General features: G+C 56.6%; 11 protein-coding genes and 1 riboswitch. Of the genes, 8 read left to right on the top strand and 3 right to left on the bottom strand.

Translation table 11 applies throughout. The features are described 5' to 3' along the window. Nucleotides 1–2: 2 nt before the first annotated feature. The 8 genes from F8N36_RS08455 (at nucleotide 3) to nrdG (ending at nucleotide 10,467) form a co-directional block, all read left to right on the top strand. A complete protein-coding gene (locus F8N36_RS08455; RefSeq protein ID WP_291332358.1) occupies nucleotides 3–896 on the top strand; it encodes a branched-chain amino acid ABC transporter permease in 894 nt (297 codons plus the stop codon). Continuing rightward, nucleotides 896–1,933 carry a branched-chain amino acid ABC transporter permease gene (locus F8N36_RS08450; protein ID WP_291332357.1) on the top strand — a complete coding sequence of 346 codons (1,038 nt, stop codon included), beginning with the start codon at nucleotides 896–898 and terminating at the stop codon, nucleotides 1,931–1,933. The genes F8N36_RS08455 and F8N36_RS08450 overlap by 1 nt, the downstream gene beginning before the upstream one ends. Next, nucleotides 1,930–2,751: an ABC transporter ATP-binding protein gene (locus F8N36_RS08445; protein ID WP_291332356.1), complete on the top strand. Its 822-nt coding sequence runs from the start codon at nucleotides 1,930–1,932 to the stop codon at nucleotides 2,749–2,751. The genes F8N36_RS08450 and F8N36_RS08445 overlap by 4 nt, the downstream gene beginning before the upstream one ends. A 164-nt stretch (nucleotides 2,752–2,915) precedes the next feature. Next, nucleotides 2,916–3,638 (top strand): ABC transporter ATP-binding protein, encoded by a 723-nt coding sequence (locus F8N36_RS08440; protein ID WP_291332355.1) that lies wholly within the window; start codon nucleotides 2,916–2,918, stop codon nucleotides 3,636–3,638. A gap of 325 nt (nucleotides 3,639–3,963) precedes the next feature. Further along, entirely contained in the window at nucleotides 3,964–6,579 is a 2,616-nt protein-coding gene (locus F8N36_RS08435) for a pitrilysin family protein (RefSeq protein WP_291332354.1), read from the top strand. 602 nt (nucleotides 6,580–7,181) lie between these two features. Continuing rightward, a riboswitch (cobalamin riboswitch) is annotated at nucleotides 7,182–7,360 on the top strand. Between the two features lie 120 nt (nucleotides 7,361–7,480). Next, entirely contained in the window at nucleotides 7,481–9,736 is a 2,256-nt protein-coding gene (locus F8N36_RS08430; protein ID WP_291332353.1) for an anaerobic ribonucleoside triphosphate reductase, read from the top strand. A gap of 52 nt (nucleotides 9,737–9,788) precedes the next feature. Then, nucleotides 9,789–9,959, top strand: a complete 171-nt coding sequence (gene nrdD / locus F8N36_RS08425; protein WP_291332352.1) for an anaerobic ribonucleoside-triphosphate reductase — start codon at nucleotides 9,789–9,791, stop codon at nucleotides 9,957–9,959. Then, a complete protein-coding gene (gene nrdG, locus F8N36_RS08420) occupies nucleotides 9,952–10,467 on the top strand; it encodes an anaerobic ribonucleoside-triphosphate reductase activating protein (protein ID WP_291332351.1) in 516 nt (171 codons plus the stop codon). The genes nrdD and nrdG overlap by 8 nt, the downstream gene beginning before the upstream one ends. Before the next feature lie 197 nt (nucleotides 10,468–10,664). Here the strand turns inward: nrdG and F8N36_RS08415 are convergent, their stop codons facing one another. From F8N36_RS08415 to nifS, 3 genes are all read right to left on the bottom strand, one after another. After that, entirely contained in the window at nucleotides 10,665–11,666 is a 1,002-nt protein-coding gene (locus tag F8N36_RS08415) for a bacteriohemerythrin (protein ID WP_291332350.1), read from the bottom strand. A 46-nt stretch (nucleotides 11,667–11,712) separates the two neighbouring features. After that, complete coding sequence (locus F8N36_RS08410; protein ID WP_291332349.1) at nucleotides 11,713–12,963, bottom strand: HD domain-containing phosphohydrolase; 1,251 nt, start codon at nucleotides 12,961–12,963, stop codon at nucleotides 11,713–11,715. Between the two features lie 282 nt (nucleotides 12,964–13,245). Next, nucleotides 13,246–14,400 carry a cysteine desulfurase NifS gene (nifS, locus tag F8N36_RS08405; protein WP_291332348.1) on the bottom strand — a complete coding sequence of 385 codons (1,155 nt, stop codon included), beginning with the start codon at nucleotides 14,398–14,400 and terminating at the stop codon, nucleotides 13,246–13,248. Nucleotide 14,401 lies beyond the last annotated feature (1 nt).

The raw sequence follows: 14,401 nt of genomic DNA, 5'->3' as shown, positions 1-14,401 counted from the left end.
CCATGAGCCTTGACATGTTTTTGCAGCACTGTTTCAACGCCCTGACCCTTGGTTCGCTGTATGCGCTTATTGCCATCGGCTACACCATGGTTTACGGCATTCTTCGCCTGATCAACTTCGCCCACGGCGATATTTTGATGCTGGGCGCGTATTTTGTATTTTTCGGTACATTCGCCTTTGGCTGGCCTTGGGGTGTAGCCGCTGTGGTCGCCGTTTTAGGCGCCAGCATGCTCGGTATCCTTGTGGAAAGGATCGCCTATAGGCCCCTGCGCGATGCCCCCCGTATTTCGGCGCTTATCAGCGCCATTGCGGTGTCATTTTTTATTGAAAGCCTCGCCGTGGTTATTTTTACCGGCCAGCCTCGCCCCGTGTTGCAGCCCGAATGGCTGGTTTCCGAATGGCAGCTCGGCGGCATACGTATTTTGCCCCTCACGGCCTTTGTGCCCGCTATGACCATAGTGCTTGTGGGCATTCTTTTGTATGTGGTCTACCGCACCAAGCCCGGTCTGGCCATGCGCGCCATCTCAAAAGACATTGAAACAACTCGGCTTTTGGGCGTGCGAGTAGACAACATTATCGCCCTTACCTTTGGTATCGGCTCCGCGCTTGCGGCGGCATCGGGCATTATGTGGGCCCTGCGCTACCCGCAGGTGCACCCCTACATGGGCATCATGCCTGGTCTCAAGGCCTTTATCGCCGCCGTTTTTGGCGGTATCGGTTCCATCCAGGGCGCTGTTATCGGCGGTGTTGCCCTGGGCTTTGTGGAAATCATGACCGTGGCCTTCATGCCTGAGCTTTCTGGGTATCGCGACGCCTTTGCCTTTGTGCTGCTGGTGCTCGTGCTGCTGTTCAAGCCCACGGGTCTGCTGGGCGAGCGAATGGAGGAGAAAATCTAATGCGCCTGAACAGAAGCACACTTCTGAGCATCATGGTCATGCTGCTGTTTGGCCTTGTGCTCTCCCAGGCAGATAGTTTTCTCGGCGACTATCAGATTTACATCGCCAAGCTCATTTTCATCAACGCCATTCTGGCGCTCTCACTCAATCTCATTTATGGTTTTACCGGTCTGTTTTCTCTTGGACATGCGGGTTTTATCGCCATTGGCGCATATGTTTCGGCCCTGTGCATTCTGACCCCAGAGCAAAAAGAGATGATGTGGATTCTCGAACCCATCATCTGGCCTTTCTCCGACCTGTTTACGCCTTTCTGGGTTTCTGTTCTGGCGGGCGGGTTTGTAGCCACCATCTTCGCCTTCATCATAGCCGTGCCCGTGCTGCGGCTCGGTGACGACTATCTGGGCATTGCCACCCTGGGCTTTGCCGAAATCATCCGCGTTATCATTGTCAACGCCACCTCGGTGACCAACGGTTCGCTGGGCATCAAGGGCATACCTGGTCACGCGAGCCTGCTCTCGTGCTACATATGGACGCTCTTTACGCTCATAGTGCTATGGCGGCTCCTGTTCAGCAACTACGGCAACGTGTTGCGCTGCATACGCGATAACGAAATTGCCGCCCGGGTCATGGGCATCAACGTGTTCCGCTACAAGGTACTTTCGTTCTGCATCGGCGCTTTTTTTGCCGGTGTGGGCGGTGCATTGCTGGGAACCCACCTTTCCACCATCGACCCCAAGATGTTCAACTTCCTGCTGACCTTCAACGTGCTGATGTTCGTTGTGGCCGGCGGTCTTGGTTCATTGTCGGGCAGTCTGCTGGGCGCCACGGTCATCACCATTCTGCTGGAGTGGCTGCGCGCCATTGAAGAACCCATCGATCTGGGATTTCTTGAAATACCTGGCATCCCCGGCATGCGCATGGTGGTGTTTTCGCTGGTGCTGCTGGCCATTATTCTTTACCGGCGTGAGGGCATCATGGGAACCAGGGAAGTAACCTGGAAGACTATTGGCGCGTTCTTGAGGAGGGGCAAGGCATGAGCGAATTTATTCTGCCCACAGCTCCCAATTACGAGGGCGCGCTGCTGCTGGCCAAGGACGTAACCATGCGTTTTGGCGGCGTTACGGCGGTGAGCGATCTTTCCATTGCCCTGCCCAAGGGTGCCATTGCGGGCATTATCGGTCCCAACGGCGCTGGTAAAACTACGGCATTCAATGTTCTGAGCGGTTTTTACACCCCGCAGGAAGGCGACGTGATTTTTGGCGGCAAGAGCGTAAAAGGCCTTGGCCCAGCCGAAATCTGTAATCTGGGCATGGCCCGCACCTTCCAGAATATCCGCCTTTCGCAGCAGATGACCGTGCTTGAAAACATCATGGTTGGCTGTCATGTGCGCAGGCGCTGCCCGTGGTGGATGGCTCCGCTGGGTATTCCTGCCTTCTACAAAGAAGAAGCGGCTATCATTGAAAAGAGCAAGCAGCTGGCTGAAAGGGTGAACCTGAGCGCCAACTTGGACGACCAGGCTGGCAGCCTGCCCTATGGCGCGCAGCGCAGGCTTGAAATTGCCCGCGCTCTTGCCACCGAGCCCAAACTTTTGCTGCTCGACGAGCCGGCTGCAGGCATGAACCCGCAGGAAAGCCTTGATCTCATGCACTTTATCGGCCATATACGCGATGAATTCGACCTCACCATCCTGCTCATCGAGCACGATATGAAGGTTGTCATGGGCGTGTGCCAGTATATCTGGGTTATGGAGTATGGCGCGCTGATCGCCGAGGGCGGCCCCGAAGCCATTCGCAACAACCCCGTGGTTATCCGCGCCTATCTGGGCGAAGACGCCACGCTTGAAAAAGTAGTATAGCCGTGGGCCGGGCGACGGGGTGCGCAGCCTCGTATGCCCGCTATCGGCTGCGTCTGAGCGCGGATCAGCGCGGTAAAGCCTGATCGGGCGGCAATGCGCAGCGAAAAAGACATGCAGCGGAAACTGATTCCGCAGCAGACCGACAGATATGGACAGGGTGCATCATGCTTGAAATTCGTAATCTCCATGTGCGCTACGGCGGCATTCAGGCCGTCCAGGGCATAAGCCTGAATATCCCGCGCGGCAGCATTGTTACGCTTATCGGGGCCAACGGCGCGGGCAAGAGCAGTATCATCCGCTCCATTGCCGGCCTGAACAAGACCATCAGCGGCGATATTCTGCTCACCCGTCATGAGGGCGATGCTCCAGTTTCGCTCATGGGGCTCAAGCCCGAAGACATGGTGCGCAGGGGCATTTCGCTTTCTCCGGAAGGGCGGCGCATTCTGCCCCACCTGACGGTTGAGGAAAACCTGCATCTGGGCGCGTACTCGCGTAGCAACAGGGACGAAATCGCCCACGATATCGAATGGGTTTACAGCCTCTTTCCCCGGCTGAAGGAACGCAGCTGGCAGAAGGGCGGCACGCTTTCGGGCGGTGAGCAGCAAATGCTGGCCGTGGGTCGCGCTCTTATGAGCCGTCCTGACCTGCTCATGCTTGACGAACCCTCGCTGGGCCTCGCGCCCTTGCTAGTGCGTGAAATCTTCGACATCGTCAAGCGCATCAACGAAGAAGGCAAAACCGTGCTTCTGGTTGAACAGAACGCCTTTGCGGCCCTTTCTGTAGCGCACTATGCCTATATTCTTGAAGTGGGCCGGGTTGTGCTTGAAGGCCCTGGCCGCGAACTGCTCGAAGACCCCAAGGTCAAGGAAGCGTACCTCGGCGGCTAGTGTATCTGCCTTTGCAGAGCCCACGAGCTTTTGCTTTATGAACACAACCGGCAGTCTCAGGGCTGCCGGTTTTTTATGGTTCAGCGCCGGGACTGTGCAGGTTTGGGGTCGCACGGTACTGGGGCAGGGCAAAAGTGTTTTGAGCATAAGCGAAGCAGAGTAGGGCCCTGCAAAAAACTCGCCCGGAGGCGGCTTGCATAGCTGTGCCGACGGTATTAGTATTCATGTTGATTTAAAAGCAATCCGGTCCACGCCTGGTGGCGGTATTTCCGCCTTTTCTGCTGGCCGTGGGGCCGTGATTGGCAATCTCTTTTCAGGAGCGAACATGCAACGCATTCTATTGTTATTGCCCCTGCTGATGGCTTTGCTGGCTGGTGCGGCCTCTGCCGCGCCCGGCGATCAGCGGGTTTTGACGCGTCTGCCCAACGGGCTTTCGGTGTATATCATCAAGGATAGCCGTTTTCCGCTTGTGGCCACACGTCTTTATGTGCGCACCGGTTCGGTGAACGAAGACCCAAAACAGGCTGGTATCAGCCATCTGCTTGAGCACATGGTTTTCAAAGGCACGGAGCACCGCCCCAAGGGGCAGGTGGCGCGTGATGTGGAGGCCCTTGGCGGTTACCTTAACGCCGCAACCAGCTTTGACAAAACCTGGTACATGACAGACATGCCTGCCGCCCACTGGCGCATGGGCATGGATGTTGTGAAGGAAATGGCCTTCCAGGCTTCGCTGGATCCCAAGGAGCTGGAATCGGAAAAGGAAGTGGTGATATCTGAGCTTGAACGCGACCAGGATTCGCCCATGAGCAGGCTGTTTGAAAGCCTGCAGGTCTCCACCCTTCAGAATACCGTGTACGGACGCCCCATTATCGGTTTCAAGGACACCGTGCGGGCCATCACCGCAGACGACCTGCGCGCCTATGTGCAGCGCTGGTACCAGCCGCAGAACATGCTGTTGCTGGTGGCGGGCGACATTGATCCGCAGGCCGTGATGCAGCACGCGCAGGAACTTTTTGGCGGTATGACCAATACCAACGATGTTGTCGCGCCTCCTGCGGTCGATCTGCGCGACGCCCCTGGTGGCCCCCGCGTGGAAGTGGTGCGCGGCCCGTGGAACAAGATTTATCTTGGTCTTGCCTTTCCCGCGCCTGCGTTGCGAGACCTGCGCTCGGTTGATCTTGATGTGCTGAGCTACCTGCTTGGCGGCGACGGCACCTCGTTGCTGACCCGCAAGTACGAATATGACAAGCAGCTTGTTGACGGTCTGAGCGTGGGCAACATGAGCCTTGACCGTGCTGGCATGCTGTATATTACCGCCAATCTGGCCCCGGAAAAGCTCGATGCCTTCTGGCAGGGCCTGACCGCTGACCTTGCCAAGCTCAAGGCCGCAGATTTCAAGCCAGAAGCCCTCAAACGCGCCCGCTACAACCTCGAGGACAGCATGGACCGCTCGGCGGAAACGCTCAACGGTCTGGCCTCGTGGCTGGGGTCTGTGCAGTTTGAGCTGGGCGGCGACCAGGCGGAGCAGAACCTGCGTTTTACGCAGCGCAATGTGACGCTGGCGCAGGTGCAGCAGGCCATTGACCTCTGGCTTGATCCCAGCCGTGTTCGTGTGCGTGTGCTTGCGCCGCAAAACGCCAAACTGCCCGACCTCGAGGCTGTTTTGCAGAAAAACTGGTCCGTAAGCGCCGCTGCCAAGGCTGAAAAGCAGGCCTCTACCATGGCTGGTCAGCAGGAAGTGGTTGACCTTGGCCAGGGACGCACGCTTATTCTTATTCCCGACGCTACCGTCCCCTATGTTGCCATGGACATGATGCTGCCCGGTGGCAATTCCCTGCTCAAGCCAGAGCAGCAGGGGTTGGCCGAACTGACGGCAAGCACGCTTGGCGATGGCAGCGGCAAGCTGGATGCTCAGGCCGTGGAAAAGTTCTTTGCCGACCGCGCCGCAGCGCTCAGTGCCAAGGCGGGCCTGCAAACCTTCACCATTTCGCTGACCGGCCCGGCCCGTTTCAATGCCGATTATCTCTCCATGCTTGGTGATGTGCTTGGCAAGCCCCGTTTTGAGGCCAAGGAGATCAAGCGCGAGGCTGAAAACATGAAGGCGGCCATACGTCAGCGTGCGGACAGGCCCACCTCGTACCTGTTCTCGCGTCTGAATCCCTTCCTCTTCCCAGGCGGGCAGGCCTATGGCTACGATACGTTGGGGACAGAGGCCAACCTTGGCAAGTTTACGCCCAAGGATGTGCGCGGATTCTGGGAGCGCCAGATCGTGCAGCCCTGGGTGCTGGCGGTAGCCGGTGATTTTGACCGTGAGGCCGTGTTGGCTTTTGCCCGCAGCCTGCCCACGCCCGACAACAAGGGATTCTCTCTTGCTGCCCCCTCGTGGGGCGATGCGCGCAATCTTGACCTGCATCTGCCGGGCCGTAATCAGGCCCACGTACTGCAGGTGTTCAAGGCCGTGCCCTTCACCCATCCCGATGCTCCGGCGCTCATGCTTTTGCAGTCGGTGCTCTCTGGTCAGAGCGGGCTGCTTTTCAGCTCCATGCGTGATGAGCAGGGCCTTGGCTACACGGTTACTGCCTTTTATCGCGCCATGCCCCAGGCTGGCATGATGGCCTTTTACATTGGCACCACGCCTGACAAGGTTGCCCAGGCGCGCGAGGGCTTTGCCAAAATTATTGCCGATATCAAGGCCAAGCCTCTGCCCGCAGAACTATTGGAAACAGGCTCAAACCGTCTGCTGGGTGAATACTACCGCGACAAGCAAAGCCTCGACGCACGCGCGGGCGTGGCCGCCACAGATTCCGTGCTGGGCCTGCCGCGTGATTTCAGCAAGTCGCTTATCGACAAGGCTGCCAAGCTGACCCCGTCGGAAGTTCAGGCAGTGGCGCAGAAGTATCTGGACGAAAAGAACCTCTACAACATGACCCTGCTGCCCTAGGCGAAATATCTGGTTTATAAAAAGTCCGTATCGGTAGGCCGATCAATGCTTTCCGGGTTTTTGCCGGAAAGGCTGGCCGCGCCGATACGGACTTTTGCGCTATAGGTAGGGCAAATTTGCACAACCCCCGGTTTCTAATACAAAAAAAGTTTTTGCAGGTGAATTTTTCGGCAGTCGGCGGGCAAATAAAAATGTCAAGACTGACCTAAGTACACAAGCTGCATGGGGGCCATCTTGAAAAGCTGGCAGGGGTAGAGTAGGTTCTTCCCTGCGCTTATGGAGCTGCTCTCAGTTGAGGGCTCGCCCAGCTTCGGCTGTATTCGCAGTGAGAGGCTGGAGCGGCAGCGCCGTGCGGGCATGTGCCCTTGGGGTACGGCGAAATGTTTCATAAGTTCCAATCACGCCACAGAAGTTGCGGATCACTTGCCTGATCCTGCATCCAGCAAGGGTGAACATTTTTGTTCATGCCCTTCCTGTTTTGCGGCCTGTGTGCGGTGAAAAATACGAGTGAATAAGAAAATTGTTTAATTAAAACAGCTAATTGCTTTGAGTCTAGGATATGTTTTTTTTACGTATTCATTGACACGGTACAAGTCTTTTGAGATTTTCTAGACATTGAAAGCGCCAAGAGCTTAATAGGGAATTCCCGTGAAAATCGGGAGCGGACCCGCCGCCGTATGTCTGATCACAACCGCGTTTCATCACACGCCACTGGGTAAAACCGGGAAGGCCGAAACGCGGCAGGCAAGCCGGAAGACCTGCTTTCAACCGTTCTTAGAAAAGGATCGTCTGCAACGGGCTTTTGCAGAGGAACCGCCACAAATAGGCCAGCATTGGCCTGTCCGCCCGTTTATCCGGGCGGCCTTTTTGTTCATAGCCCAGAAGTTGGAGCGAATTACCCATGCTCGCCAGCATTATAAAGCGCGACGGCACGGAAGTGCCTTTTGATTCGGTCAAGATTCTTAATGCCATCACCAAGGCCAACCAGGCGGTTGGCGGTGAAGACATGTCTCCTACCGACCTGCTCTTTGTCACCGAAAAGGTGTGCAAAAAGCTTGAGTCGCGCAATTTGAAGCATGTGGAAGAAATTCAGGACGTTGTTGAAGAAACCCTGATCCAGTACGACTACGCCAAGAGCGCCAAGGCCTATATACTTTACCGAGCCGAGCATACGAAAATCCGCAACGCGGAATCGTATCTCATGGATATCTATAAAAAACTTACCTATTCGCCTGCACTGCAGGAAGACATAAAGCGCGAAAACGCCAATATCGACGGCGACACGGCCATGGGAACCATGCTCAAATACGGTTCCGAAGGCTCCAAGTTTTTCATCGACAATTACATTCTGCCCAAGGATGCCTCTGCAGCGCATATCAACGGCGACATCCATATTCACGACAAAGATTTTTACATGCTCACGGAAACGTGCTGCCAGATCGACCTTATCCCCCTGTTTAAAAACGGGTTTTCCACGGGGCACGGGCATCTGCGTGAACCCAATTCCATCGAAAGCTACTCGGCTCTTGCCTGCATTGCCATTCAGGCCAACCAGAATGAAATGCACGGTGGCCAGAGCGTGCCGCATTTTGAATTTGCCATGGCCGAGGGCGTCATCAAGACCTACCGCAAGGAATACGAACGCGCCTTTGCCGCCTTTTTGCGCATTGCCGACAACCTTGATGAGCAGGCGGCCATAGACGCTGCCAGGGCCTTCATTGGCCTGCTGCCCGAAGGCCCGCGCCTTGGCACGTGCGACGATTTTGGTACGACTCTGGTGGCTGCCGCTCCCGCAGCGCAGCGTCCCATGGTCGAGCGCGCCCATGCATACGCCACTGGCGAAGCCCTCAAGTACACCGAGCGCCGTACCTATCAGGCCATGGAAGCCCTTATCCATAACCTGAACACCATGAACTCTCGCGCTGGCGCACAGGTTCCTTTCAGCTCCATCAACTACGGTACCGATATTTCCGCCGAGGGCCGCATGGTTGTCAAAAACCTGCTGCGCGCCACCAAGGCCGGGCTTGGTAATGGAGAAACCTCCATCTTTCCCGTGCAGATTTTCAAGGTCAAGGCGGGGATCAACTATAATCCGGAAGATCCCAACTACGACCTTTTCAAGCAGGCCATGGACGTTTCGGCCATGCGGCTTTTCCCAAATTTCAGCTTCCTCGATGCACCGTTCAACCTCCAGTACTACCACGAGGGTGACTACAACACCGAGGTGGCCTACATGGGCTGCCGCACTCGCGTGCTCGGCAACGTGTACGACAAGGACCGGCAGGTTACCTGCGGTCGCGGCAACCTGAGTTTCACGTCCATCAACCTCCCGCGTCTGGGGCTCGACGCCAAGGGCGACCTTGACCGTTTTTACGCCCTGCTGGACGACAAAATTGATCTGGTGTTTCGCCAGTTGCTGCACAGACTCAAAATTCAGAGCGCCAAAAAGGTGCGCAACTATCCCTTCCTCATGGGTGAGGGCATCTGGCTTGATTCAGACAAACTGGGGTGGGACGACAGTATCGAAGAAGTGCTCAAGCACGGCACGCTGACCGTGGGCTTTATCGGCCTGGCCGAAACGCTCAAGGCTCTAGTGGGCAAGCACCACGGTGAGAGCGAAGAGGCCCAGAAACTGGGTATCGAAATCGTCACGCATCTGCGTAAGCGCTGTGACGACGAGGCGGAAAAAACCGGTCTTAACTTCTCGCTTATTGCCACCCCGGCGGAAAGCCTGAGTGGCCGTTTTGTGAACCTCGACAAGGCCAAGTTCGGCAGCATTTCCGGCATTACCGATAAGGATTACTACACCAACTCCTTCCATGTGCCGGTGTACTGCCCCATCAAGGCCTTTAAAAAGATCCAGATCGAGGCCCCTTACCACGCGCTCACCAATGCTGGCCACATTACCTATGTGGAGCTGGACGGCGATACCTGCAAGAACCTTGAGGCCTTTGAAAGCATTATCCGCTACATGCACGATAATGGCGTTGGCTACGGTTCCATCAACCATCCGCTCGACCGCGACCCGGTCTGCGGTTATGTGGGTGTGATCAACGGCACCTGCCCCCGCTGCGGACGCAAGGAAGGCGAAGGCGTGAGCGCCGAACTGCTTGACGAATTACGTAAAAAATTCCCGCACACCCCCAAGTGGGACTAGCGGTCGTATACATTTTTTCACCAACTTTTGCATAAGAGCAAGGAGAGAGCACATGCTGATGAAATCGCGTCTGTTCGAGGAAACCAAGCCCGCACAGAAATTTGTTGGGCAGGATGTGGGCTTTGAACGCACCCGTCGTATCACCGGTTACCTTGTGGGAACGCTTGACCGTTTCAACAACGCCAAACGCTCCGAAGAGCGTGACCGCGTCAAGCATGCCTAAAGCAGGCAGTACCGCGCTTATCAGGGTTTCGGGCATTGTGGATGAATCCATAGTGGACGGGCCGGGGCTGCGGTATGTAGTGTTCACGCAGGGTTGCCCGCACCACTGCAAGGGGTGCCACAATCCGCAGACGCACAGTTTTGAGGGCGGCTTTCTGCTATCGGCAGAGGCCGCCCTTGACCAGATGCAGGAAAACCCCCTGCTGTCGGGCATTACGCTTTCTGGAGGCGAACCTTTTGAACAGGCCGAAGCGCTCTGCGCCCTGGCCGAAGGTGCGAAGGCTCAGGGAAAAAACGTGATGACCTACACAGGCTACGTTTTTGAGGACCTGCTGGCCCGCAACGACCCTTGGACGGACCGGTTGCTGGATTTGACGGATATACTTGTGGATGGTCCCTACAGGGAAGGACTGCGCGATCTTGAGTTGCAGTTCAGGGGCAGCTCAAACCAGCGTCTGCTTGACCGGGCCGAAAGGGAAAAGCTGGCGGCCGCATTTCACAGCCGTTAAACCTGCAAGGCATTAAATCTGCGCATTGCTGCGCACATCGACCCCGCAATGCGGGGCTTTTTTTTTTGTCCAGCGGCAAGGGCAGATGCGTCTGTATGTGGGACGCGCACTGGCGTAAGGCCAGACCCGCGGCAGCACAAAAGGGTGGTGCTGTGGCAGGGCTGCCCCAATGCCTGGAGTCTGCCTGTTACGGTAACCTACTTTGAGCCCCGCTCACTATCGGTCACATAGGGAGCAAAGCCCGCATCAATGCGCTGTATGTGTTCCACAAGCCATGTCTTGAGGTACTCCAGCAGGGCGATGTCGATAAAGGCCTTGCCGTCAAGCACAGCATCGCGCAGCTGGATCACTGTGTTGCGGAAATGCTGGTGTTCTTCAATGTGTTTTTCTGTAAGCGGATAGGCCGAGCGGACGAAGAATATCTCTTCGGTTGCAAAATGGGTAAAGGCGTAGCCCGTAAGATCGTCGAGAATTTCGAGCAGCATGGCTTTGTCGCAGCCATTTTGTATACCGTAGTGTAGCCTGTTGATATACGACAGCAACAACTTGTGCTGTCCGTCAATGACGGGAATATTGGTGCTGTAACTTGCCTTCCACGGAAAGACTTCCACAATGGCCGAATCTGCATTTTCAGCCTCGTTGTTCCCGCTCCAGAATTGCCCGGCGTGGAGCAGAGTTTTTTCGCTTCGGCGCAGGTCCGAGGCAATCTTGAAGAACAGCTGCGGATCATTCCACGGTTCTGCCGCGCCATTGCCCTTGGCCGCGGCCAGGGGAACGGCCAGAGCGTTCAGCTCGGCCTGGGCCTTGCACAACGTTTCCAAAACAGCCAGCTGCGATTGAAGCTCTACAGCGTGTTTTTCGCGTAACTCCTTTATCTCCTGGCGCAGCTTTTCCTGCGTTTTGCGGTTTTCTTCTGTGTCACGCATTATGGCCGAATGCTGAGCGCGCAGGCTTTCTTCCAGCGCGCGCACATGATCGCACGCGGCGTTTATGGTGGGTATTTCCTTACAGCCAGAGCGTGTGATGGCGGAGGTCAGCGTGTTCAGGGGGCGTAGCAGGTATTTGTAGAGCAGGTAAAGGCCGCAAGCGGAAAATACGAGCGAAAGAATCGCAGCAATGCCTGAAAAAGGCGGCATGAGCTGCATGGCGATAATGCCAGCAAGAGGAGCAATAATTAAAAAAATGATCGGAACGCCCATGCATGCTCCTTGAAGAGCGGGGCAAGGCCCAGGCTCCGTTTGGGTATCAGGCGGCTCCGGCCGTATCGCCGCACAACCTGCGCATGACCACAAAGTTGGCAGCAGCCCTGCGCTGGGCGCGAATGCGCGCCCTGTTGACCCGTACCACGTTGTCGGCAAGCAGTGCCACCACGTTGGCGTCAAGGTAACTGAGTTCGGCCATGGACTGGATGATACCCATGGCCTGGGCCAGAGGCATGCCCGCGCGATAGGGGCGGTCTTCTGTGAGGGCGGTAAAAACGTCCGCCACGGCAATAATACGCACGGGCAGGCTCAGGCTGGGGCCGCTAATACCGTGAGGGTAACCTGTGCCGTCGAGGCGCTCGTGATGTCTGCCGCCCCAGTCGCGCACGCAGGTAAACCCGGGTATGGAACCCAGCAGATCAAGGCTGGTTTGCGCATGCTGCTGGATCAGGGAGAGTTCCTCGGGGGTAAGGGCCGCCGGTTTTTCGAGAATTTCGTGCGGAATGGCCAGTTTGCCGATATCGTGCAGCAGCCCGGCAATGAACATGGTTGTAAGGTCGCCTTCATCGGCCATGCGACTGAGTTTGAGCAGCATGCGCGCCGTGTGTGCCACGCCAAGCGAGTGCGTAGCCGTAAAGGGACTTTTGGAGTCGATGGTTTGCGAAAACAGGCCGCACAGGTCCACAAGCTGCACCGGGCCAAGAATTACCGAACCAAAGAGCGAGGCAAGGTGTATCTGCATGTTCTGGGGGCTGGCCAGGCGCGCAACAAGTTCGGCATCGTCGGCAAGGCTGCCCAGAACATTGAGGCAGGCAGGTGCGTATTCACGTTGTCTGGTCTGAAGCGTGGCGCATATGCAGTTCAGGTCTGAAGCATGCTTGTTGCGCAGGGCTACGTCAAGCCTGTCGGCCAGATGAATGCAGTTGGCGGGTAGGGCGTTCTGGTCGTCCTCGCCATAGCTGCACCATTCGGTATGGTGGTTCAGCACCATGTCGCACACCGCGCGGGGCAGCCCGGCGGTTTTGCAAAAAGCCCAGCCGGCCCTGCAGTGCAGCGCCTTGTTGTGCTCGAATATGAGGTCGCGCGTATCGCTTTTGAGCGGTATGGCACCTATATCGTGCAGCATGCTGGCCATGAGCATGTATTTGCGAGTGGCGTGCGAAAGCTGCAGGCGTTCGGCAAGAGCCTGGGCAAGAAAGGCAACCCGCAGGTGATGGCCTGCAAGAACAGGCGAAACCATATCAAGCGCGCGGGAAAAACCCATCAGAAGATCAAAAAGGCGAATGGAACGCATGCAAACCTGTCTCCCGAAACTGGACGGCTATTCAAAGTAAAACGATAGGACAATCTTTGACCGGAAGCAATAGTCTTTATCGTAACGTAGCGCCAAGAAAACAAAAATATACCTTCAGGCAACCAGACTGCACCGTTGCAAGCATGTGACATGAAGACATGGCTTGATGCGAAAACTGTTGATGCGTTAAAGCCCAAAAAAGCAGTGCCGTTCCCACAATGGTGACGGCACTGCCCTTTATTTAGTGTCGTTGCTGCTTTTACGCAGTCCGCTTTACCCGGATTAATCCTTGAAAGGCGAAATCATGCGCAATGTCTTGATCACGCCGGGGAAGTTTTCAATCACAAAGTCAACTTCTTCCTGCGTGGAGTAGCGCGAAAGCGAAAGGCGGATTGAGCCGTGCGCGTAGGTAAAGGGCACGCCCATGGCCCGGAGCACGTGCGAGGGCTCAAGGCTGCCCGAGGTGCAGGCAGAGCCGGAGCTGGCGCACACGCCAAGCCGGTCAAGCATCAGCAGAATGGCTTCGCCTTCTACGTTCTTGAAGGCAATATTGGTCGTATTGGGCAGGCGGTTTTCCATATCGCCGTTGACCATGCAATCGGGAATCCGCTCCAGCAGGCCCTTTTCAAGCCTGTCGCGCAGCATGGCCACGTTGACGCGTTCTTCCTGCATGTGGTCGGCAGCAAGCTTGGCAGCAGCGCCAAGGCCCACGATGTAGGGCACGTTTTCCGTACCGGCACGGCGGCCCTTTTCCTGATGACCCCCCCGCAAAAACGGACGGAAGCGCACTCCCTTGCGCACATAGAGCACGCCAATGCCCTTGGGCGCGTGCAGCTTGTGGCCAGAGAGCGAAAGCATGTCAGCGGGCAGGTGGGCAAGGTCAATGGGGGTTTTGCCCACGGCCTGCACGGCGTCGGTGTGGAACAAAACGCCCTTTTCCTTGGCCATCTCTGCCATTCGCTGGATGGGATAGATGTTGCCCACCTCGTTGTTGGCAAACATGATGGATGCCAGCGCCGTATCGGGTGTGAGGGCAGCCGCGTATTCGTCAAGATCAAGGCGGCCCTTGTTGTCTACCCCAAGATAGGTAACGCGGTAGCCCTGACGTTCCCAGTGCTGCATGACGCTGAGAATGGCCGGGTGTTCCACGCGCGTGGTGATCAGGTGGCGCTTTTCGGGCTGGGTCTGAATGGCTGACCAGATGGCCGCGTTGTCGCTCTCGGATCCGCACGAGGTAAAGATTATCTCGTCCGGGCTGGCTCCCAGCAGGTTGGCCATGGTTTCGCGCGCTGTTTCAACCGCATCAGCCACTTGCCCGCCAAAGGTGTGCATGCTCGAAGGGTTGCCATAAAACTCGCCCAGGTAGGGCAGTATGGCTTCACGAACTTCAGGTGCAACAGCCGTAGTGGCGTTGTTGTCAAAATAGATGGTCTTCATG

Origin of the sequence: Desulfovibrio sp., from assembly GCF_009712225.1 — a bacterium.
Taxonomy (GTDB): Bacteria; Desulfobacterota; Desulfovibrionia; order Desulfovibrionales; family Desulfovibrionaceae; genus Desulfovibrio.
Note: the sequence above shows the minus strand (reverse complement) of the source record. Positions and strands in the feature narration are given on the sequence as shown.